Annotated in this window: 18 protein-coding genes and 5 tRNA genes; all 23 read right to left on the bottom strand. The window is 32.7% G+C overall.

Annotated features, from left to right (window positions below; genetic code table 11):
- Positions 1-22: 22 nt before the first annotated feature.
- A complete protein-coding gene (locus tag H0I28_RS01405; protein ID WP_218760179.1) occupies positions 23-1,045 on the bottom strand; it encodes a phytase in 1,023 nt (340 codons plus the stop codon).
- A gap of 6 nt (positions 1,046-1,051) precedes the next feature.
- On the bottom strand, positions 1,052-3,901 hold the full coding sequence (locus H0I28_RS01400; RefSeq protein WP_218760178.1) for a TonB-dependent receptor: 2,850 nt from the start codon (positions 3,899-3,901) through the stop codon (positions 1,052-1,054).
- A 226-nt stretch (positions 3,902-4,127) separates the two neighbouring features.
- Positions 4,128-4,439 carry a DUF3467 domain-containing protein gene (locus tag H0I28_RS01395; protein ID WP_208888713.1) on the bottom strand — a complete coding sequence of 104 codons (312 nt, stop codon included), beginning with the start codon at positions 4,437-4,439 and terminating at the stop codon, positions 4,128-4,130.
- 197 nt (positions 4,440-4,636) lie between these two features.
- Complete coding sequence (rpoC, locus tag H0I28_RS01390; protein WP_218752476.1) at positions 4,637-8,911, bottom strand: DNA-directed RNA polymerase subunit beta'; 4,275 nt, start codon at positions 8,909-8,911, stop codon at positions 4,637-4,639.
- A 79-nt stretch (positions 8,912-8,990) separates the two neighbouring features.
- Complete coding sequence (gene rpoB, locus H0I28_RS01385; RefSeq protein WP_218760177.1) at positions 8,991-12,800, bottom strand: DNA-directed RNA polymerase subunit beta; 3,810 nt, start codon at positions 12,798-12,800, stop codon at positions 8,991-8,993.
- A 147-nt stretch (positions 12,801-12,947) separates the two neighbouring features.
- Positions 12,948-13,322, bottom strand: coding sequence for a 50S ribosomal protein L7/L12 (rplL, locus tag H0I28_RS01380; RefSeq protein ID WP_218732908.1), 375 nt, complete (start codon positions 13,320-13,322; stop codon positions 12,948-12,950).
- 50 nt (positions 13,323-13,372) lie between these two features.
- Entirely contained in the window at positions 13,373-13,891 is a 519-nt protein-coding gene (gene rplJ, locus H0I28_RS01375) for a 50S ribosomal protein L10 (RefSeq protein ID WP_218732907.1), read from the bottom strand.
- A 19-nt stretch (positions 13,892-13,910) separates the two neighbouring features.
- On the bottom strand, positions 13,911-14,600 hold the full coding sequence (rplA, locus tag H0I28_RS01370; RefSeq protein WP_165732784.1) for a 50S ribosomal protein L1: 690 nt from the start codon (positions 14,598-14,600) through the stop codon (positions 13,911-13,913).
- 20 nt (positions 14,601-14,620) lie between these two features.
- Complete coding sequence (gene rplK / locus H0I28_RS01365; RefSeq protein WP_218732906.1) at positions 14,621-15,058, bottom strand: 50S ribosomal protein L11; 438 nt, start codon at positions 15,056-15,058, stop codon at positions 14,621-14,623.
- A 76-nt stretch (positions 15,059-15,134) separates the two neighbouring features.
- Positions 15,135-15,686, bottom strand: coding sequence for a transcription termination/antitermination protein NusG (gene nusG / locus H0I28_RS01360; RefSeq protein ID WP_068450834.1), 552 nt, complete (start codon positions 15,684-15,686; stop codon positions 15,135-15,137).
- Positions 15,687-15,688: 2 nt separating this feature from the next.
- Positions 15,689-15,886, bottom strand: coding sequence for a preprotein translocase subunit SecE (secE, locus tag H0I28_RS01355; RefSeq protein WP_068450831.1), 198 nt, complete (start codon positions 15,884-15,886; stop codon positions 15,689-15,691).
- Positions 15,887-15,904: 18 nt separating this feature from the next.
- Positions 15,905-15,976, bottom strand: a tRNA-Trp gene (locus H0I28_RS01350).
- Between the two features lie 75 nt (positions 15,977-16,051).
- The gene (tuf, locus tag H0I28_RS01345) at positions 16,052-17,239 is read right to left on the bottom strand and encodes an elongation factor Tu (RefSeq protein ID WP_218732905.1); all 1,188 of its coding nucleotides are present in this window, start codon (positions 17,237-17,239) and stop codon (positions 16,052-16,054) included.
- Positions 17,240-17,299: 60 nt separating this feature from the next.
- Positions 17,300-17,372 (bottom strand) — tRNA-Thr (locus tag H0I28_RS01340).
- A gap of 15 nt (positions 17,373-17,387) precedes the next feature.
- Positions 17,388-17,460, bottom strand: a tRNA-Gly gene (locus H0I28_RS01335).
- 16 nt (positions 17,461-17,476) lie between these two features.
- Positions 17,477-17,558 (bottom strand) — tRNA-Tyr (locus H0I28_RS01330).
- Between the two features lie 54 nt (positions 17,559-17,612).
- A tRNA-Thr gene (locus H0I28_RS01325) sits at positions 17,613-17,686 on the bottom strand.
- 105 nt (positions 17,687-17,791) lie between these two features.
- Positions 17,792-18,100 carry a ribosome-associated translation inhibitor RaiA gene (gene raiA, locus H0I28_RS01320; RefSeq protein ID WP_165732787.1) on the bottom strand — a complete coding sequence of 103 codons (309 nt, stop codon included), beginning with the start codon at positions 18,098-18,100 and terminating at the stop codon, positions 17,792-17,794.
- Between the two features lie 3 nt (positions 18,101-18,103).
- The gene (locus H0I28_RS01315) at positions 18,104-18,997 is read right to left on the bottom strand and encodes a tyrosine-type recombinase/integrase (RefSeq protein ID WP_218732904.1); all 894 of its coding nucleotides are present in this window, start codon (positions 18,995-18,997) and stop codon (positions 18,104-18,106) included.
- A 101-nt stretch (positions 18,998-19,098) separates the two neighbouring features.
- The gene (rpsU, locus tag H0I28_RS01310) at positions 19,099-19,296 is read right to left on the bottom strand and encodes a 30S ribosomal protein S21 (RefSeq protein ID WP_036822200.1); all 198 of its coding nucleotides are present in this window, start codon (positions 19,294-19,296) and stop codon (positions 19,099-19,101) included.
- Between the two features lie 291 nt (positions 19,297-19,587).
- Positions 19,588-20,754, bottom strand: a complete 1,167-nt coding sequence (locus tag H0I28_RS01305; RefSeq protein ID WP_218760176.1) for an acyl-CoA dehydrogenase family protein — start codon at positions 20,752-20,754, stop codon at positions 19,588-19,590.
- Between the two features lie 26 nt (positions 20,755-20,780).
- The gene (locus H0I28_RS01300; protein ID WP_218760175.1) at positions 20,781-21,668 is read right to left on the bottom strand and encodes a helix-hairpin-helix domain-containing protein; all 888 of its coding nucleotides are present in this window, start codon (positions 21,666-21,668) and stop codon (positions 20,781-20,783) included.
- 10 nt (positions 21,669-21,678) lie between these two features.
- The gene (locus tag H0I28_RS01295; protein ID WP_218732901.1) at positions 21,679-23,268 is read right to left on the bottom strand and encodes a sodium:alanine symporter family protein; all 1,590 of its coding nucleotides are present in this window, start codon (positions 23,266-23,268) and stop codon (positions 21,679-21,681) included.
- Between the last annotated feature and the right edge of the window lie 74 nt (positions 23,269-23,342).

Raw genomic sequence — 23,342 nt, 5'->3', positions numbered from 1 at the left:
TTAATTTATAATTTTTATTTTTTTACTTTAATAATTTATCCAAATCATAAAAATAAAAATCTTTAGCATCATTCATTGCTACAAATAGTCCACTTTTAAAAGTGTCGTTTAAAGGTACGGTAACCACATCACATCCATCTGTTTCAGTAGTTGATAGATTAACTGCTTTTACAAACTCATTTGTTTGCCTATCAAACAAATTAAATTGTCCCTTTTGTTGATCCGAAACAATAATATACCCTTTCTCATTCTCAAATTTAGCAATTGCAATACCTTCTATATCTCTTTCAAAAAGTTCACTTCCAAAACAAGCAATTTGTTTATTTCCTTTAGAAGGTTCTGCATAATATTTACGAACACAATGTCCTTCATCAGAATAATAAACATAACCCATTTCTGCATCAACAGCAATGGCTTCAATTTCTTTTTTACCACTAAAATTCCCGAACTTTCTAACCAAAGTAGCGGTTACTTTACTATTTTCTGAAACCAATTTATATTGATATAAATAGCCTTCTTTAGGTCCTGTTTTTCTACCAACTATTGCATAAAAACTACCATCAATCGGACTTTTATAGATAGCAATTCCCATTGGTAATTTATTTTCTGAAATAGTTTCATCTTCAAAAACTGGAAATCCTCCTTCATCTAAAGGCTTCATATCTGGTACAGAAAACATTCTAATTTGCTGTTCTTCTCTTTCTGTAAAGATCAAAATATCTACTTTTACAGAATCATTTACCTGAAAACCATATTCTAAATCTACATTGTTAGGTCTTTTTATATTTCTGATGGTTTTAACTTCTATAATTTTACCTTGTAAATCATACGCATAAATTGCTCCATTGGTTTCTTTATCTGTTCCAAAAACAATACTTTTTGTTGCATCTGTTGGATGAATCCAAATGGCAGGATCATCTGTATCATTTATAGATTTTTCTGTAATTACATCTGGTGCTATTGCAGGTAATTTACTACCAGTAGTACACGATAACAATGTTAATGTACCTAAAAATAGGATGCTATTTTTTATTGATAATTTCATTATTTACTATTTTTTAAATAAATCATATTTTAAACCAAATGTAATTCTTCTACCATAGTATTCCATTTGCATTGTTCTGCCACTTTCTCCTTGGTAATAACGTAATGGTTGGTTGGTAAGGTTATTTACACTCGCATAAATACTTAAATTCTTATTAATGGTATAACCTGTACTAAAATCTAAGAAAAATTGTTTGTCGTAATAACGATCCTCAAATGCATTCCCTCCTATTTCATCTACATAAGCATCAGAAAAATTACCAGAAAGTCTTGCATTAAATTTTTGATCTGCATATCCTAAAGAAGCATTCACCATATTTGGTGTTGTATTTGGTAAATCTATATCTTCTCTTTCTTCACCGTCTTCATTACGAATTCCGTTTGCATCCGAAGTTAAAAAAGTATAATTTGCATACACACTAAAGTTTTTAAGAAAGCCTGGTAAGAAATCTAATTTTCTTTGAATTGCTAATTCTGCTCCAAAAATAGTTGCTTTATCTCCATTTAAAGGTTGATAAACTTCAAAACCAGTAGTTCCTGGTCCAAAAGCATCTGTAGTAGTTTCCGATTGAAAAGTATAGGTAAAGTCTTTAATGTTTTTGTAGAATAAACCTCCAGATAAAATACCTACGTTCTCAAAATAAGTTTCTGCCATCACATCAAAATTCATAGAAGTTGTTGGCTTTAAATCTGGATTTCCTAAGAAGACTTCTTCGTCACCGGTTACAACATCCAAAGTTGGTGTAATATCTACGTAATTTGGTCTTGCCAACGTATTGGTCCAAGCAAACCTTACTACCGTTTTATCAGAAACATCATATTTAAAATGTACACCTGGCATTAAATTAGAATAAGAACTTTCTTCGGTTAAAGTACCGTCTAAAGTATCTTCATCTAAAATATTATTTCCTGTTGCCGTTAATTTTGTGTACTCTAATCTTAAACCAACCAATACACTTAGCTTGTCAGACAATCTTTGATTGGTCATAAGGTAACCAGCAAATACATTTTCCTTTACATTATAATTTGCTCTTAAAAACTCATCACTTATAGTTTCTCCGTTGGTTAAATCTAAGCTACCTAACCACTCCTCATCTGCAAATAAACCTGCTTGGTATTGACTACCTGCCAAATAATCTGAATTCGAATAATCTTTGGTTGGTATAGATGATAACGTAGGATAATCATCTTCTAAATCATATTCAAAAAAATCATTATCTCTTAATTTTGTTTTAAAGCGACCTCTAAATCCAAATTTTATAAATCCGTCTCCATGACCAAAGAAATCAGATGGTAATTCAAAATTAACAAAAGTATTAAAGTCTTTTTCCTCTGTATATTGATTTTCTTCTGTGATTTCACCGAACTCAAAACTAGAAAGATCATTAAAATCTGATGAATTTACAGCAGTAAACAAAGGGAATCTAGTATCAGAAATATCATTATTAATACTATATTCAGTTTCAAACTCTGCATATCGCTCATTTAATCTTTCTTCAGATGCTTTAGCAAAAGAAGTCATCCAGTCAATTTTTAATTTACCTGCAGCATGATTACCACCAAGTGTGTAATTTTGCATTTTTTGATCTTCTAAACGTCTATTTTTATTTCGATCGTTATCAATACCACCTTTAGATTGTCTTTTAACTTCTACAGGAAACATTGTTGGTGTATTATCTGTAATGGTAAAATCTCCAAGTCCTATATCTTCTGCATCTAAAATCTCATGTTCTAATCTAAAACGATTTTCTCTATCGTCTCTCCAGTTATACATCGATTTAAAATAAATGTTATTGTCATCATTAATTTGATAATCGAAGTTTGCAGAAAAACTTCTACGGACCCTTTGTACTAAATAAGTACGTTCTTCAAAAACATTCGTGTACGGGTTTACATCCATTTCAACTTCTTCACCAACATCATTTGTATATGCAAATTCATCTGTCCATTCTGCTTCCACATCATGAGAACCAAAATCATTATCATTAATAGTTGCAGAAATCATCCAACCAAATTTTCTGTTTTTAGAACGATCTCCAACTAAAAAAGAACCATTTAATATTCTTTTGTTTGTAATTGTATTTACACCAGATCCAGCTGTAGCAGAAAGTCTAAAACTTTGAGGAGAAGTTCTTGTTATTAAATTAACAGACCCTCCCAAAGCATCTGCATCCATATCTGGCGTTACTGCTTTGTTAACTTGTATAGACTGTATCATGTCCGACGGAATTAAATCCATCTGTACATTTCTGTTATCTCCTTCTGCAGACGGAATTCTACTTCCATTAAGAGTTACAGAGTTTAACTGAGGTGAAAGACCTCTAATAATAATATTTCTAGCTTCTCCTTGATCTACTTGCATAGTAATACCAGGAATTCTTTTAACAGCATCCCCAATATTTGCATCAGGAAATTTACCAATCTGATCTGTAGAAACGACATTGGTAATATTTAAATTATTCTTTTGAGTGTTTAATGCTTTAGATTGACTACCTAAGCCATAAGATGTAATTAAAACATCATCTAATTGAATACTTTCTGAAACAAGTGCTATTTTTACGGAAGTAGTTTCATTTTCTTTTACAACAACTTCTTGTAAAATATCTTTAAATCCTAAATAAGTAATTCTTATAGTGTGTGTACCAGCTGGTACACCAACTATGGTAAACTTTCCATCAAAATTAGAAATATCACCTTTTTTAAGCGATTCTATTAAAACATTTGCACCTGGTACATAAAGTCCATCTTTATCAGTAATAAGACCTTGTATTTTACTGGTTTGTGCAAATGAATTAAACGCACTTAACGACAGAAATATCGTTAATAAAAATAAATTAAAATTATAAAATTGTTTCATTATTTAGTTTTTTTATAACGCAAAAGTAAATTTTCATTTACTTAACATTATTAACTAATTAAAAACAAAAAGCTAATTTTATACTTAGTTTTAACCTGAATTAACGTTAACTTTAAAATGAATTAATCTAAATTTCAAACAATAAAACAAAAAAAATCAATTCACTTACTATAGAAATATAAGCAAAAAAAAAAGACCACTTTAAAAGCAGTCTTTATCCTATTTATTAAGCCTGTCCTGTAGGACCAAAATTCATTGGAATTGGAGGTTGCTCGTAATCTTTAATTTCACCATGTTGTTCTTCAAACTTTCTAACATTGTCTGCTAAAGCTTGCGTTAATCGTTTAGCGTGTTGCGGAGTTAAAATAATTCTAGATTTTACTTTTGCCTTTGGTACACCTGGCATAATATTAATAAAATCTACAATAAATTCTGACATAGAATGATTAATAATTGCTAAGTTAGAATACGTTCCTTCTGCAATTTCTTGATCTAACTCAATATTTATTTGTCCGTCTTTGTTTTGATTTTCTTCCATAATTAAAATTGTGTATTTGTTAATTCTAGTACATGTAAAATCGTAAAAAAAATTGAATTACACCCGTAAAATTTCACCTTTATATTTATCAAAAGGTATAAAAAGAAAAAAGTTGAATTGAATAGTGCACCTGAGATACCCTAAACAATTCAACTTTTTAATAATTAAACTTTTAAACGTTTACACGTTTCGTTTATTTAGAAACTTTTTTCTATTTCGTCTTTAGGACCAACTAGAATGTTTTCATAAGCTCTCATACCTGTACCTGCTGGAATTCTCTTACCAACAATTACATTTTCTTTTAAGCCTTCTAATGTATCTATTTTACCACTAACAGCAGCCTCGTTTAATACTTTTGTAGTTTCCTGGAAAGAAGCTGCAGAAATAAACGATTTTGTTTGAAGTGATGCTCTTGTAATACCTTGTAAAACTTGCTCTGCCGTAGCCGGTTTAGCCTCTCTTGCTGTTACTAAGTTCTGATCATTTCTTCTTAATAAAGAATTTTCATCTCTTAATTGACGAGCAGTAATAATTTGACCTGCACTTAAGTTTTCTGAATCTCCAGCGTCTTCAACAACCTTCATTCCAAAAATATCATCGTTGTCTTTGATAAAGTCAATTTTATGAACTAATTGATTCTCTAATAATAAAGTATCACCAGAATCTATAATTTTAACTTTACGCATCATTTGACGAACAACAACCTCAAAATGCTTATCATTAATTTTTACACCTTGTAAACGATATACTTCTTGAATTTCGTTTACCAAGTACATTTGTACTGCAGATGGACCTTGAATTCTTAAAATATCTGAAGGAGTTGTAGCTCCGTCTGATAATGGCATACCAGCTTTTATAAAGTCATTTTCTTGAACTAAGATCTGATTAGAAAGTTTAACTAAATACTTACTAATATCTCCAGTTTTAGATTCAACGATAATTTCTCTATTTCCACGTTTAATTTTACCGAAAGAAACAACACCATCAATCTCAGAAACAACAGATGGATTAGAAGGATTACGTGCTTCGAATAATTCTGTTACACGTGGTAAACCTCCTGTAATATCCCCAGCTTTACCAGATTTTCTTGGTATTTTAACTAAAGTATGACCACTTTCTACTTTATCTCCATCAGTAACCATTAAGTGTGCACCTAAAGGTAAACTATAAGAACGTAAAGCATTACCATCATTATCTTCAATAATTAAAGATGGAATGATTTTTTTGTTTTTCGAATCGATCATTACAATCTCTTGGAAACCTGTTTGCTCATCTACTTCTACAGAGTAATTGATACCTTGTATTAAATTATCAAACTTAACTTTTCCTCCAAATTCAGAAACAATAACCCCGTTAAATGGATCCCATTGTACAATAGCATCTCCTTTTTTAATGGATTTTATTTCTTTATCAAAAATAATAGATCCATAAGGAAGGATATTTGTACTTTGAGTAATTCCTGTTTTCTTATCTATAATTTTAATCTCAGCGGTTCTAGATATTACGATATCAATATCTTTACCTTCATTGTCTTTACCAACAACTGTACGTAAATCATCGATAACAACTTTACCGTCAAACTTAGCAATTAATTTATTCTCTTCAGAAATATTACCTGCAACCCCACCAACGTGGAATGTACGTAATGTTAACTGTGTACCTGGCTCTCCAATAGATTGTGCAGCAATTACACCAACTGCCTCACCAATTTGTACTTTGTTAAGGGTAGATAAACTCTGTCCGTAACATTTTGCACAAATACCTTTTGTAGATTCACAAGTTAAAGCAGATCTTACTTCTACAGCATCAATTCCAGACTTTTCAACAGCAACAGCTAATTGATAAGAAATTGGTTGATTCGCTTTTAAAAGAACTTCGTCTGTTAACGGGTGATATACGTCGTTTAATGAAACTCTACCTTCAATTCTCTCTGATAAAGATTCTACAATCTCATCATTTTTCTTTAAAGGAGCTACTTCTAAACCTCTTAATGTACCACAATCTTCTTCGTTAATAATAACATCTTGAGAAACATCTACTAATCTACGAGTTAAGTAACCAGCATCTGCCGTTTTTAACGCCGTATCCGCAAGTCCCTTACGAGCACCGTGAGTAGAGATAAAGTATTCAAGAATTGATAAACCTTCCTTAAAGTTGGAAAGAATCGGATTCTCAATAATTTCTCCACCACCTGCAGTAGATTTCTTAGGTTTTGCCATTAATCCACGCATACCTGTTAACTGGCGAATCTGCTCCTTAGAACCCCTTGCACCAGAATCAAGCATCATGTATACCGAGTTGAAACCTTGTTGATCTTCACGTAAACGTTTCATAGATAATTCAGTTAAATCGTTATTGGTTCTACCCCAAATATCAATTACCTGATTATAACGCTCTTTTTGCGTTAACATACCCATGTTATAATTCCCTACAATGATATCCACCTCTTTGTTGGCTTCATCAATCATAGATTGTTTTTCTTTAGGAATAATAATATCCCCTAATGAGAATGATAAACCACCTTGGAAGGCAAATTTATATCCCATATTTTTTATATTGTCTAAGAATTCTCCTGTTGTAGGGATATCAGTAGCTTTTAAAATACCACCAATAATTCCACGTAAGTTTTTCTTAGTTAATACCTCATTAATGTAACCAGCTTTCGCAGGAACAACCTCGTTAAATAATACTCTACCAACAGTAGTTTTAATTATTTTTCTAACTTGTTCTCCGTTCTCATCAACATCGTAAGTTCTTACTTTAATTCCAGCATTTAAGTCTACCATTTCTTCGTTAAAAGCAATCGTTACTTCTTCTGGTGAATAAAAAGTTAATCCTTCTCCTTTAATTTTCACTTCTGGAGTAGAGATTCTCTCTTTAGTCATATAGTATAAACCAAGTACCATATCCTGAGAAGGAACTGTTACTGGTGCACCATTTGCAGGATTTAAGATATTATGAGAAGCCAACATTAATAATTGTGCTTCTAAAATAGCTTCTGGTCCTAATGGTAAGTGAACTGCCATTTGATCCCCATCAAAATCCGCATTAAATGCAGAACATGCTAATGGGTGTAACTGGATTGCTTTTCCTTCAATTAATTTTGGTTGAAAAGCTTGTATACCTAGTCTGTGTAAAGTAGGAGCCCTGTTTAATAAAACTGGATGTCCTTTAATTACATTTTCTAAAATATCCCAAACAACTGGTTCTTTTCTATCTATTATTTTCTTTGCAGATTTTACTGTTTTTACAATTCCTCTTTCAATTAGTTTTCTAATTACAAAAGGTTTGTAAAGTTCAGCTGCCATGTCTTTTGGCAATCCACACTCAGATAATTTCATTTCTGGTCCAACAACAATTACAGAACGTGCAGAATAATCAACACGCTTTCCTAATAAATTCTGACGGAAACGTCCTTGTTTACCTTTTAATGAATCTGATAAAGATTTTAAAGGTCTGTTAGATTCAGTTTTTACTGCAGATGATTTACGAGTGTTGTCAAATAAAGAATCTACAGACTCTTGTAACATACGCTTCTCATTACGTAAAATAACTTCTGGAGCTTTTATTTCAACCAATCTTTTTAAACGATTGTTTCTAATAATAACTCTTCTATAAAGATCATTTAAATCTGAAGTTGCAAAACGTCCACCATCTAAAGGAACTAAAGGTCTTAATTCTGGTGGAATAACTGGTACAGCTTTCATAATCATCCATTCTGGATGATTCTCTCTATTTTTCTGAGAATCTCTAAATGCTTCAACAACATTTAAACGTTTTAATGCTTCAGTTTTACGTTGTTTAGACGTTTCTGTATTTGCTTTGTGTCTTAATTCAAAAGACAACCCATCCAAATCGATGCGTGCTAATAAATCAATTAAACATTCAGCACCCATTTTAGCGATAAACTTGTTTGGGTCAGAATCATCTAAGTATTGGTTGTCCTGTGGTAACTCATCAGCAATATCTAAATATTCTTCTTCAGTTAAGAAATCCATTTTTTGTAATGGCTCTCCTTCCACATTCTTTGCAATACCTGGTTGAATTACTACATAACGTTCGTAGTAAATAATCATATCTAACTTCTTGGATGGCAAACCTAAAAGGTAACCCATTTTGTTAGGTAATGATCTAAAATACCAAATATGAGCAACAGGCACAACTAAGTTGATATGCCCTACTCTCTCTCTACGTACTTTCTTTTCAGTTACTTCTACACCACATCTATCACAAACGATACCTTTGTAGCGAATTCTTTTGTACTTTCCACAAGCACATTCATAATCCTTTACAGGACCAAAAATACGCTCACAAAATAAACCATCTCTTTCTGGCTTGTGCGTACGGTAATTTATAGTTTCTGGTTTTAAAACTTCACCTTTAGAAATTTCTAAAATAGCTTCTGGTGATGATAAACCAATTGAGATTTTGTTAAACTTTTTTACAGTGTATTTCTCTTGTTTTCTTGCCATGTCTTTTGATAAGTATTCAGTTGGCAGTATTCAATTACCAGTTACAAAATTGTAACTGGTAATTGGTTACTGAAAAAATTTATTCTTCTAATCTAACGTCTAAACCTAAACCTTTAAGTTCATGCATTAATACGTTAAACGACTCTGGTAAACCTGGTTCTGGCATAGCTTCACCTTTCACGATACTTTCGTATGTTTTAGCTCTTCCCATAACATCATCCGATTTCACAGTTAAGATTTCTCTTAAGATACTTGATGCACCATAAGCCTCAAGTGCCCAAACTTCCATCTCTCCAAAACGCTGACCCCCAAATTGTGCTTTACCACCTAAAGGTTGTTGTGTAATTAATGAATATGGTCCAATAGAACGCGCATGCATTTTATCTTCAATCATGTGACCTAACTTAATCATATAAATGATACCAACTGTTGCTGGTTGATCGAAACGTTTTCCTGTTCCACCATCATATAAATAAGTATGTCCAAATCTTGGTACACCTGCTGTATCGGTAATCTCATTAATCTGGTCTAAAGATGCTCCATCAAAAATTGGTGTTGCATATTTAGTGTTTAATTTTTGACCTGCCCAACCAAGAACAGTTTCATAAATCTGACCAATGTTCATACGAGAAGGTACCCCTAATGGATTTAATACGATATCAACTGGAGTTCCGTCCTCTAAGAAAGGCATATCTTCTGCACGTACAATACGAGCAACAATACCTTTATTTCCGTGACGTCCCGCCATTTTATCACCTACTTTTAACTTACGTTTCTTAGCGATATAAACCTTAGCAAGCTTTAAAATTCCTGCTGGCAATTCATCTCCAACAGAGATAGTAAATTTTTGACGACGTAAAGAACCTTGTAAATCATTTACTTTAATTTTGTAATTATGAACTAATTCACCTACAAAACTATTTAACTCTTTATCCGTTGTCCAAGAACCTGTTAAGTGAATATAATCATCAACAGAATTTAACATTTTAAGTGTGTATTTTTTACCTTTTGGTAAAACTTCTTCACCTAAATCATTGTAAACTCCTTGCGAAGTTTTTCCACTGATTAGTAAAAACAACTTGTCTATTAAAACATCTTTTAAACCTTCGAATTTAGATACAAAAGAAGCTTCTAACTTAGCTACTGCTTCTTTATCTCTTAATCTCTTGTTTTTATCTTTAACAGCTCTTCTAAATAATTTTTTATCAATTACTACACCTCTTAATGATGGAGAAGCTTTTAACGATGCATCTTTTACATCACCTGCTTTATCACCAAAAATAGCACGTAATAATTTTTCTTCTGGAGTAGGATCTGATTCTCCTTTTGGTGTAATTTTACCAATTAAGATATCACCAGGATTCACTTCTGCTCCAATTCTAATCATTCCATTTTCATCTAAATCTTTGGTAGCTTCTTCAGAAACGTTAGGGATATCATTAGTTAACTCTTCAGTTCCTAATTTTGTATCTCTTACGTCTAAAGAATACTCATCAATATGAATAGATGTAAATATATCTTCACGAACAACTTTTTCAGAAATTACAATCGCATCCTCAAAGTTATACCCTTTCCAAGGCATAAAGGCTACTTTCATGTTTCTACCTAAAGCTAATTCTCCTTTTTGTGTTGCATAACCTTCACAAAGAACTTGTCCTTCTTCAACTCTATCTCCTTTTTCAACAATCGGTTTTAGGTTGATGTTTGTACCTTGATTCGTTTTTCTAAATTTAATTAAGTTATAAGAAACTTCATCAGATTCAAAACTAACAAGTTTTTCCTCTTCTGTTCTATCATACTTAATTGTAATTTTATTAGCATCTACATAAGTAACTTCTCCAGCTCCTTCAGCATTAATTAAGATACGAGAATCTTTTGCAACTCTACGCTCTAAACCTGTACCTACAATTGGAGATTCTGGTCTTAATAATGGTACTGCCTGACGCATCATGTTAGATCCCATCAACGCTCTATTCGCATCATCATGTTCCAAGAAAGGAATTAAAGATGCAGAAATTGAAGCAATCTGATTAGGAGCAACATCCATAAAGTTAATGTCTTCAGGACCAACAACCGGGAAATCACCACCTTCACGTGAAATCATTCTTTCAGCTACAAAGCGTCCATCAGAATCTAATTCTAAGTTAGATTGAGCAAATTTCATTCCCTCTTCTTCCTCAGCACTTAAATATGTTGGCTCTTCAGTTCCAACAACACCTTCTACAACTTTTCTGTATGGCGTCTCAATAAATCCTAAATTATTCACTTTTGCAAAAACAGAAAGTGAAGAAATTAAACCAATATTTGGTCCCTCAGGAGTTTCAATTGGACATAAACGACCATAGTGAGTATAATGAACATCACGTACCTCAAAACCAGCTCTTTCTCTAGATAAACCACCCGGTCCTAGTGCAGATAATCTACGCTTGTGAGTAATCTCTGCTAAAGGATTGGTTTGATCCATAAACTGAGACAATTGGTTGGTACCAAAGAATGAGTTAATTACAGATGATAATGTTTTAGCATTAATTAAATCGATAGGTGTAAACACCTCGTTATCACGTACATTCATACGCTCACGAATTGTTCTAGCCATACGAGCTAAACCAACACCAAACTGACCTGCTAATTGCTCACCAACAGTTCTTACACGTCTGTTAGATAAGTGATCAATATCATCTACCTCTGCTTTAGAGTTGATTAACTCAATTAAATATTTAATAATCGTTATAATATCTAATTTTGTTAATACTTTTTGATCAATAGGTTCATTTAACTGAAGTTTAGTGTTCATTCTAAAACGACCAACTTCACCTAAATTATATCTTTGTTCAGAAAAGAATAACTTATCTATAATACCTCTTGCTGTCTCCTCATCTGGCGGTTCTGCATTACGTAATTGTCTATAGATATGTTCTACTGCTTCTTTTTCGGAATTCGTAGGATCTTTCTGTAAAGTATTATGAATAATAGCATAATCTGCCATATCGTTATCTTCTTTATGAAGTAAAACGGTTTTAGCACCTGCGTCTATTATTTCATCAATATGTTCTTTATCTAAAATGGTATCACGATCAAAAATTATTTCATTTCTTTCGATAGATACAACTTCACCAGTATCTTCATCCACAAAATCTTCATGCCAAGTTTTTAAAACTCTAGCAGCTAATTTGCGACCTAATACTTTTTTTAATCCAGCTTTAGAAACCTTCACCTCTTCCGCAAGGTCAAATATCTCTAAAATATCTTTATCTCTTTCAAAACCGATTGCTCTGAATAATGTTGTTACTGGTAATTTTTTCTTTCTATCAATGTAAGCATACATTACTTGATTGATATCGGTAGCAAATTCTATCCAAGAACCTTTAAAAGGAATTACCCTTGCTGAATATAATTTTGTACCATTTGCATGGAAAGATTGTCCGAAGAATACACCAGGAGACCTGTGTAATTGTGAAACAACAACACGCTCTGCACCATTAATAACAAAGGTACCAGAGTTAGTCATATAAGGTATTGTACCAAGATATACATCTTGCACAATAGTTTCGAAATCTTCATGTTCTGGATCTGTACAGTACAATTTTAGACGTGCTTTTAAAGGCACACTGTGCGTTAAACCTCTTTCAATACACTCTTGTATAGAGTATCTTGGTGGGTCTACGAAGTAATCTAAAAATTCTAAAACGAATTGATTTCTTGTATCTGTAATTGGAAAGTTATCCATGAAGGTTTTGTACAAACCTTCTTCACCTCTTTCTTCTGCCTTAGTTTGAAGTTGGAAAAAATCTTGAAAAGATTTTACCTGAATATCCAAAAAGTCTGGATATTCCTTTATCATTTGAGAAGTAGCGAAGTTGATTCTTTCAGTAGTGTTTTTCGTTGCCAAAAGAGAATATTTTTTTGATTAAAATCTGAAATAAAAATAAAAAACGAATATATACACAAAATGGTTTAGGTCTAAAAACGTTAGTTCTTAGTACCTAAACCTAAATTTGTTTTCCCGTTTCGATTACTCGAACTCGGGACAAAATGCTTACTTAAGCTCTACCTCAGCTCCAGCTTCTTCTAAAGATTTTTTAAGACCTTCAGCCTCATCTTTAGAAACACCTTCTTTTACTGCTGCTGGTGCGCTATCTACGATACCTTTAGCTTCTTTTAATCCTAAACCAGTTAATTCTTTAACTAATTTTACAACTGCTAATTTAGAAGAACCTGCTGCTGTTAAGATAACATCAAATTCAGTTTGCTCATCTGCTGCTTCTTCTCCTCCTGCTGCTGGACCTGCTACTGCTACTGCTGCTGCTGCTGGCTCAATACCATATTCATCTTTTAAAATAGTAGCTAATTCATTAACTTCTTTTACTGTTAAGTTAACTAATTGCTCTGCGAAATCTTTTAATTCTGCCATTTTAATTGTTTTTAAAATTTTGTTTATTTATAGTTTATTTGTGCGCGTACTTATTTTTCAGATAAAGTCTTAAGAATACCTGAAATTGTTTGTCCACCAGATTGTAATGCTGAAATAACATTTTTAGCTGGAGACTGTAATAATCCAATGATTTCACCAATAAGCTCTTCTCTAGATTTAATATCTACTAAAGCATCTAATTGATCATCACCAATGTAAACAGATTCTTCTGCAAATGCACCTTTTAAAACAGGCTTATCTTTAGTTTTCTTTCTGAATTCTTTGATTAATTTAGCTGGAGCATTAGCTGCTTCAGAAATCATCATTGATGTATTACCTTTTAATACTGTTGGTAAGTCTCCAAATTCTTTATCTGAAGCTTCCATTGCTTTTGCAAGTAATGTGTTTTTAACAACTGATAACTGAATTCCTGCTTTAAAACAAGCTCTACGTAAGTTAGAGGTAGTTTGTGCATTTAACCCAGAAATATCTGCTAAATATAACGTATTTGTATCTGCTAATACTGCTGTTAAATCTTGTATTACTTGTGATTTCTCTTCTCTAGTCATAATTATAAGTTTTAACGTATTAAACAGCTTTCACCTCAACAGCAATACTAGGACTCATAGTACTAGACATAAAAACGCTTTTTACATACGTTCCTTTTGCAGTTGTTGGTTTCAATTTAATAATAGTTTGTATTAATTCGTTTGCATTTTCCTCAATTTTCTTCGCATCAAAAGATACTTTTCCAATTGCAGCATGAACGATACCAGTTTTATCAACTTTAAAATCGATTTTACCAGCTTTTACATCTGTAACAGCTTTTGCAACATCCATTGTTACTGTACCAGTCTTTGGGTTTGGCATTAAACCTCTAGGACCTAAAATTCTTCCTAAAGGACCTAATTTCCCCATTACACTTGGCATGGTAATAATTACGTCTACATCTGTCCAACCTCCTTTAATTTTCTGAAGGTATTCATCTAATCCAACATAATCTGCACCTGCTGCTGTAGCTTCTGCTTCTTTATCTGGAGTTACTAATGCTAAAACTTTTACATCTTTTCCTGTTCCGTGAGGTAATGTTACTACACCACGAACCATTTGATTAGCTTTACGAGGATCTACTCCTAAACGTATTGCTAAATCTACTGATGCATCAAACTTTACATTAGTAATGTCTTTGACTAGCGCTGAAGCCGCTGCTAAATCATAAGATTTAGAGCTATCTAACTTTGCGTGAGCTTCTTTTTGCTTTTTTGTTAATTTTGCCATTTTACTACTTTTTATAAAGTTTATGCTGGTGCATTACCTTTTACTGTTAATCCCATAGAACGAGCCGTACCTGCAATCATTCGCATTGCCGAAGAAATTTCAAAGGCATTTAAATCTACCATTTTGTCTTCTGCAATAATTTGAATTTGATCCCAAGTAACTGATGCTACTTTCTTTCTGTTTGGTTCTCCTGAACCTTTTTTAATTTTGGCTGCTTCTAGTAACTGAACTGCTGCAGGAGGAGTCTTAACAAGAAAATCGAATGATTTATCTTTGAAAACAGTAATAACAACAGGTAAAACTTTACCTTGTTTGTCTTGCGTTCTTGCATTAAACTGTTTACAGAACTCCATAATGTTAACACCAGCAGCTCCTAAAGCAGGTCCAACCGGCGGCGATGGATTCGCTGAGCCTCCCTTTACTTGTAACTTAACTACTTTACTAACTTCTTTTGCCATTTTAAAAATGTTTAATGATTTATTTTAAGTTGGAAGCCAAAAAATAAATCGATATCAATATATATTTGTGTAACAATTATATTTTTTCTACTTGCATATAACTTAATTCTAATGGTGTTTTTCTTCCGAATATTTTCACCATTACCTCAAGCTTACGCTTTTCTTCATTCACTTTCTCAATAGTTCCGTCAAATCCATTAAAAGGACCATCTACAACTTTTACAGTTTCACCGATATTAAAAGGAATTGCAATATTTTCATCTTGGATTGATAGTTCATCAACTTTACCTAACATTCTGTTAACTTCAGATTTACGCATAGGAACAGGCTCACCACCTTTAACTTCTCCTAAAAACCCAATAACACCTGTTATACCTTTAATTACGTGAGGAACTTCTCCAGAAAGATTAGCTTCAACCATAATATAACCAGGAAAGTATACTCTTTCTCTGTTTACTTTTTTCCCATTTCTAATCTGAATAACTTTTTCAGTTGGTACAATTACCTGACTAACATAATCTGATAATCCTACTCTAGAAATTTCTGTTTCTATGTAAGCTTTTACTTTATTTTCTTGTCCTCCAATGGCTCTAACAACATACCACTTCATTACTGAATCAGCTGCCATAATTAGTTAGATTTAAACATTCCAAAAAAGTTATCTAATCCTGTTTGAAAAACATAATCTATACCAGCTACAGCTAAAGCAAATACAATCGTAAAAACAGCAACAGTTACTGTAGTTTTTTGAGCTTCTTCTTTAGTTACCCACGTCATGTGATTGCTTAATTCGTCAAAAGAATCTTTGATGTATTGTATAAAGTTCATTTTTCTTATATTTAATTGCACGGGCGGAGAGATTCGAACTCCCGACAGCTGGTTTTGGAGACCAGTGCTCTACCGCTGAACTACGCCCGTATTTTAATTCAATATTAAAGGCGTTCCGTTAGAAACGGAACACCCTTAGAATTTATTTATTAAAAACTAATAATCTTAGTCTAATAATTCAGTAACCTGACCTGCTCCAACTGTTCTACCACCCTCACGGATTGCGAAACGTAAACCAACATTTAATGCGATTGGTTGAATTAAATCTACTGTAATTGTTAAGTTATCTCCTGGCATAACCATTTCAACTCCTTCAGGTAAATTAATAGTACCTGTTACATCTGTAGTTCTTACATAGAACTGTGGACGATAGTTGTTATGGAATGGAGTGTGACGACCACCTTCTTCTTTCTTAAGAACATAAACTTCTGCTTTAAACTTAGCATGTGGAGTTACAGAACCTGGCTTACAGATTACCATTCCTCTTTTTATGTCTTCTTTTGCAATACCTCTTAATAAGATACCTGCATTATCTCCTGCCTCACCTCTATCTAAGATTTGACGGAACATTTCAATACCAGTAATAGTAGAAGTCATTTTTTCAGCTCCCATACCAATAATATCTACAACATCACCTGTATTAGCAATACCAGTCTCAATACGACCAGTTGCAACAGTACCACGTCCAGTAATAGAGAATACATCCTCAACTGGCATTAAGAAATCTTTATCAACTTCTCTTAAAGGCTCCTCAATCCAAGCATCAACTGCTTCCATTAATTCTAAAACAGTATCAACCCATTTTTGCTCACCATTAAGTGCACCTAATGCAGATCCAGCAATTACCGGTCCGTTATCACCATCATACTCATAGAAAGAAAGTAATTCTCTTACTTCCATATCTACTAATTCGATTAATTCTTCATCATCAACCATATCCACTTTATTCATGAATACAACCATACGAGGAATACCAACCTGACGACCTAATAAGATATGCTCTCTAGTTTGAGGCATTGGCCCGTCCGTAGCAGCAACAACTAAAATAGCACCGTCCATTTGAGCAGCACCTGTAACCATGTTCTTCACATAATCCGCGTGACCAGGACAGTCAACGTGCGCATAGTGACGATTAGCAGTTTGATACTCTACGTGAGAAGTATTAATTGTAATACCTCTTTCTTTTTCTTCTGGTGCATTATCAATCTGATCAAAAGACCTAGCTTCAGAAAATCCTGCATCAGCTAATACTTTAGTAATAGCCGCAGTTAAAGTTGTTTTACCGTGATCTACGTGTCCGATAGTACCAATGTTTAAGTGTGGTTTCGAACGGTCAAAAGTTCCTTTTGCCATAATTATTAATTTTAATTCTTTAGTTTATTATATTTAGTGTGTAATGATAAATATTATATGAGCCAGCGATGGGATTTGAACCCACGACCTCATCCCTACCAAGGATGCGCTCTACCAACTGAGCTACACCGGCTTGCTGATAAAATTGAGCGAAAGACCGGGTTCGAACCGGCGACATTCAGCTTGGAAGGCTGACGCTCTACCAACTGAGCTACTTTCGCAATAATATGTAAATTGTGGGGAGAGCAGGATTCGAACCTGCGAAGACGTAGTCAACGGAGTTACAGTCCGTCCTCGTTGGCCGCTTGAGTATCTCCCCTTTAATTTACTATTTCAATGAACTTAATTGCTTTCGCAATTTTTATTGTTTTTGAGCCGATGGAGGGACTCGAACCCACGACCTGCTGATTACAAATCAGCTGCTCTAGCCAGCTGAGCTACATCGGCTTTTGATGTAAAAAACAATCCGCTATTTCTAACGGATTGCAAATGTACGAAGTTATTTCAGTTTTCAAAACTTTTTTTAAAGTTTTTTCACTTTTTTTTTCATTTTTATGAATTAACAGAGTCTCGAAGCTTTTCTTTAGACCTTTTTAACTGTCTTTTTAAATTATCAACCGCAGCATTAACGCCCTCTTCAAAGGTTTTTGCCTCTCTTTTTATGATTAACTCACTTCCTGGTATATTTATCTTAACTTCTGTAACTTTATTTTCTTTATCGCTCGTATTGATCACTTTTAAAAAAACTTCTGCGTCAACTATCTTATCGTGAAATTTAGTTAATGATAAAACCTTTTCATCTACATATGCTATAAGTTCTTTATCTGCATTAAAATTAACTGATTGCGTGAATACTTTCATATTTTATTGTGTTTTATGACTCTTAGGGTGAGCCTGATTATATACTTTTTTAATAACAGCAAGACTATTTTGCGTATAGACTTGTGTTGAAGCTAAAGATGAATGCCCTAACAACTCCTTAACTGAATTTATATCTGCCCCTTCATTTAAAAGATGTGTTGCAAAAGAGTGCCTTAAAATATGTGGGCTTTTTTTCTGCTTTGAAGAGACTTGACTAAAGTAGGTATTAATAATTCTGTAAACAAGAGTTTCATAAATTTTATTTCCTTTTTCGGTAATAAAAAGCTCCTCTAAACCAATTGTAAATTCTTGTTTAAGTTTTAAATATTGTTTTAAAGTTTGAATAACAGTATCTAATAAAGGCACAAAGCGTTCTTTATTTCTTTTCCCCAATACTTTTATAGTTTTATCTAATAAACTAACGTCTCTTTCTTTTATATTAATTAACTCTGCTCTTCTAATACCTGTGGAATAAAACAATTCAACAATTAATTTGTTTCTAATGGATGTAAAAGTAACATCGACCTCTTTTTCTATTTGATTGATAACCTCATTAATTTCTTTTGATGTAAAAGGCACCTGAACTCTTTTTTCTGTTTTTAAGGCTTTATGCTTAGAAAGCGGATTTAGTTCTACCTGTTTGGTTTTTTGTAAAAATTTATAAAAAGACTTTAAAGAACTTACCTTTCTATTAATGGTTCTATTTGATATTTGAGTATCTACTAAAAAAACAATCCAACTTCTAATTTGTGGATAATGCACTTCTAACAAACTTTCTTGACCATACTCCGTCTCTAAAAAATCTCTAAATGAGGTTAAATCGTTTTTATAAGCAGTAATAGTATGTAAAGAGTATTTTTTCTCAAAAGACAAATATTCTAAAAAAGGATCAATCAAATTGTTAGATATTAAGTGTTAGTAAATTTACAAAAAATTGAACACAAAAAACCCGTATTGAAAATTCAATACGGGTTTTATTTCTTAGAATTAAGTTATTTCTAACCTACTTCTTCTTGTGTTCTTAATCTCTGAACGTAAGAAGCTTTAATTCTTTGAGCTCTGTTTGCTACAGAAGGTTTTGTGAAGTTCTTTCTAGCACGCAAGTTTTTCATCGTTTTTGTACGATCAAATTTTCTCTTGTAACGCTTTAAAGCTCTATCGATATTCTCTCCTTCTTTAATTGGTATAATTAACATAAGTTGGCACCTCCCTTCATAGTCTCTTTATATTTTAGAATAGTATTTAAACTATTATTTTTATTTTTTGGACTGCAAATGTAATTACAAATTATGAATTGACAATTAGTTATTACAATATATTTTAAAAAAGCCATATGCGTTAGGGATTGAACGACTTGTTTGAGCTCTTTTGAGGCACGAAAAAAGCGAGTAGTGAAAGCCCGACCTTTAGGAAACGCCCTAAAAAAGAGTGTCCAGTGTATTCAAAAATTATTTTTTTTAATTGATACTTACAATGTTTTGGAAACCTTATGTTGCTGGTTTATATTCTTTCTTATCAATTACAATCTTTGCGATAATCTCTTTTAAGATTTCTGAAGTCCCACCTCCTATTGGTCCTAATCTACTATCTCTTAATAAACGTGCCATCGGGTAATCTTCCATATAACCATAACCGCCTAACATTTGTAAAGCGTCGTAAATAACTTCATCTGCCATTTTTGTAGAGAGTAATTTAGACATACTTGCCTCCTTTACTACATATTGACCATCGTCGAGACGTTTTGTAATTGAGTAGTTGTATTCTTTACACATATCTACTCTACTTGCCATTTCTGCTATTTTATGCCTTAATACTTGAAATTTATCTAAAGATTTACCAAAAGCAATTCGTTCTTGCATGTAATTTAAAGCATATTCTAGCGCAAATTCTGCTCTAGCATGTGCATTTACACCCATTACCAATCTTTCTAAGGCAAAATGTTGCATAATATAAGGGAATCCTTTTCCTTCTTCTCCTAATAAATTTTCTGCAGGAATTTCTACATTATCAAATGCTATTTCTCCGGTGTCTGATGCTTTCCAACCTAACTTATCTAACTTTGTAGCTGTAAGTCCTTTTGAAGCTCTATCTACCACAAAGATGCTAATTCCTTTATATCTATCTGAAGGATCTGTTTTTGCTGCTACAATTAAATAATCTGAATAAACACCATTTGTAATAAAAGTTTTTGACCCGTTTAAAATATATGTATCTCCTTGCTTAATTGCTGTAGAACGCATACCTGCAACATCAGACCCACCAAATGGTTCAGTGATACACATGCAACCAATCATATCTCCCTCTATACTTGGTGTTAAATATTTATTTTTTATAAAATCATCACCTTCTTTAGTTAAGTGCGTCATGGCTAAATATTCGTGCGCCCACATTGCAGCCGCAAAACCACCTGAATTAACTTTCTGCAATTCTTCTAAAAAGATAACTGTGTAAAATAAATCTAAATTTAAGCCTCCGAACTCTTCTGGAGTGTTTAAACCGAAATAGCCCATTTCTCCAAATTTCTTCCAAATAAAACGTTCTATACTACCTTCTTTTTCCCATTTATCTATATGAGGAATTACTTCTTTTTTCAAAAACTCTTTAAAACTTGCACGGAAAGCTTCGTGCTCTTCAGTAAAATACATACTGCTCATAAGCCAATAAATGTGTTTGTGGTTTGTTATTCAGCCATCAAATATAAGACTATTCTATCATATTTATCTAACGGAAAATCTATGATGTTTTTTAATTCAGAAATATTTTGAAGTTCGGCTACTTCATCTCTGTATTCAAAAATCTTTTTACACAACGAATAATCAATATAAGGATTCTTTAAAAGTGCTTTAAATGAAGCTGTATTTACATTTATTTTATTGATAATTGGTTTATCAACTATTTTAAATTTTGATAATACTTTATTTGCAACTTCTACATCTAATCCCCAAACTTCCTTTAGTTGATCTTCAATAGAAAAGCCTTGTAGCTTTGTTCGATAGTTTATAATTCGTTCGGAAAAAGCGGCTCCGACTCCACTTATCGTTCTAAAATCTTGGGCAGTTGCTTTATTGATATCTGTAGTAGATACAATTTTTTCATTCTTTTTATAATAAGTTTGCTTTCCACCTGAAGATGATGGGCTAGAATTTTGTTTGACAACCCAATCTGGAAACTTAAAATACGGTGCAATTTTATGTAGTAAAGAATCAGAAATTTGGGTTACTCTTTGAAACTCACTTTTTGAGTTGACAAATTTATTTGTTTTTCTAAAAGCCAATAACCGATCTATCTCCTCTATAGACATCCCTAATTGTTCCCCTTTACTGTCTGTAATATAATTAGGATTAAATGGATAAATTTTAGGCTTTCTATTTTCTATTTCAATCGTTCGTATACTATCTATTTGTTCATGAAATGCTAAAACCTGTTTAGAATTAAGGTCTATTTTGTCATCCGAAGAAAAATTACCAAAGACAATTACAGATTGTATGATAAGGATAAGTAGTATTAAAAAGAAAATCCCATTTCTTTGGCTTTTGTGATACCAGAAATGGGATTTTAATATTTTCATAAAAAGTGATTTACGCTTTTGTCCTAGACTTTATAGCAGCCATATATTTATTTAGTTCTTCTTTTACTTTAGGTGCAAGAATTATTAAACCAATCATGTTTGGAACCATCATTGCAAAAACCATTGCATCAGAGAAACCAATTACAGAACCTAAACTTGCTGCCGCTCCGATTACTACGAATATACAGAAAATTATTTTATATGTATATTCCATTTTCTTAGACCTTCCGAATAAAAACACCCAACCTTGAAAACCATAGTAAGACCAAGAGATCATAGAACTAAATGCAAATAAAACAACTGCAACCGTTAACACATACGGAAACCAAGAAATTGCAGATTCGAATGCACCTGATGTTAATAATATTGCTTGTGCATCATTTAAAGAGGCATTTTCTGCTGCAACATTACCTGTGATAATTAATACCAATGCTGTCATTGTACAAACTACAACAGTATCTATAAATGGCTCTAATAAAGCAACCATACCTTCACTTGCTGCATATTTAGTTTTTACAGCAGAATGCGCAATAGATGCAGAACCAATACCTGCTTCATTTGAAAAAGCTGCTCTTCTAAATCCTTGTACCAATACCCCTACTGCACCACCAGCAATACCTTCTGGACTAAATGCACCATTAAATATTTGTAAAAATGCATCGCCAATCATAGTATAGTTTGCAAAGATTACAAACAACGCTGCTGCAACATAAATTGCTACCATAAAAGGAACAATTTTATCTGTTACTTTTGCTATTTTTTTGATTCCTCCAATAATTACAATACCTACTAAGATTGCCATTACAAGACCAAATAACCAACCTTTACCGGCTAAAAATGACTCTGACCCTCCTGTTATGTTTTGTACTAATTGAAAAGCTTGATTTACTTGAAACATGTTTCCTCCTCCAAAAGAACCTCCAATAACAAATACAGCAAATAAACCTGCTAATATTTTACCTAGAGTTTTATTTTTTAATCCTTTTGTTAAGTAATACATCGGACCACCATAAACGGTTCCATCCGATTCAATATCTCTATATTTAACACCTAATGTACACTCTACAAATTTAGAAGCCATTCCTAGAAACCCAGCAACAATCATCCAAAAAGTAGCACCTGCACCACCAATGGAAACAGCAATTGCTACACCTGCAATATTTCCTAAACCAACGGTTGCAGACAATGCTGCCGTTAAAGCTTGAAAGTGAGAAACCTCACCTTCATGTCCCTCTACTCTTATAGTATCTGGATTATCTTCTTCATCTGTAAATGTAGATTTAGATATTTCTACTTTATGATTTTCTCTTTCTTCTAAATCGTCATACTTACCTCTAACAATATTTATTGATGTAAAAAAACCTCTAAAATTTATAAAATTGAAGTAAAACGTAAAATAAAGTGCTCCTAAAATAAGTGGAAACAACACCCAGTATATTCTAATTGTATCTGTAAATGGAATTTGGTAGAAAATAAGGTTCACAAACCAACCTGTTGCATCTCCGAAAGCTTTATCGATTTGTTGATCTAGTCCTTTTTCTTGTGCAAATGTTAACATGGGGATTGCCAATAAAAACATTGACAGAATTCGTTTCTTCATAATATATAAATTATTGTTTTTTCAATTAGTAACTCGCAATATCCTAAAAATTTGCTCTTTTCACAACTTTTAGC

The sequence above is a fragment of the Polaribacter sp. AHE13PA genome, from assembly GCF_019278505.1.
GTDB lineage: Bacteria > Bacteroidota > Bacteroidia > Flavobacteriales > Flavobacteriaceae > Polaribacter.
This window is presented reverse-complemented; position numbering and strand designations above follow the sequence as displayed.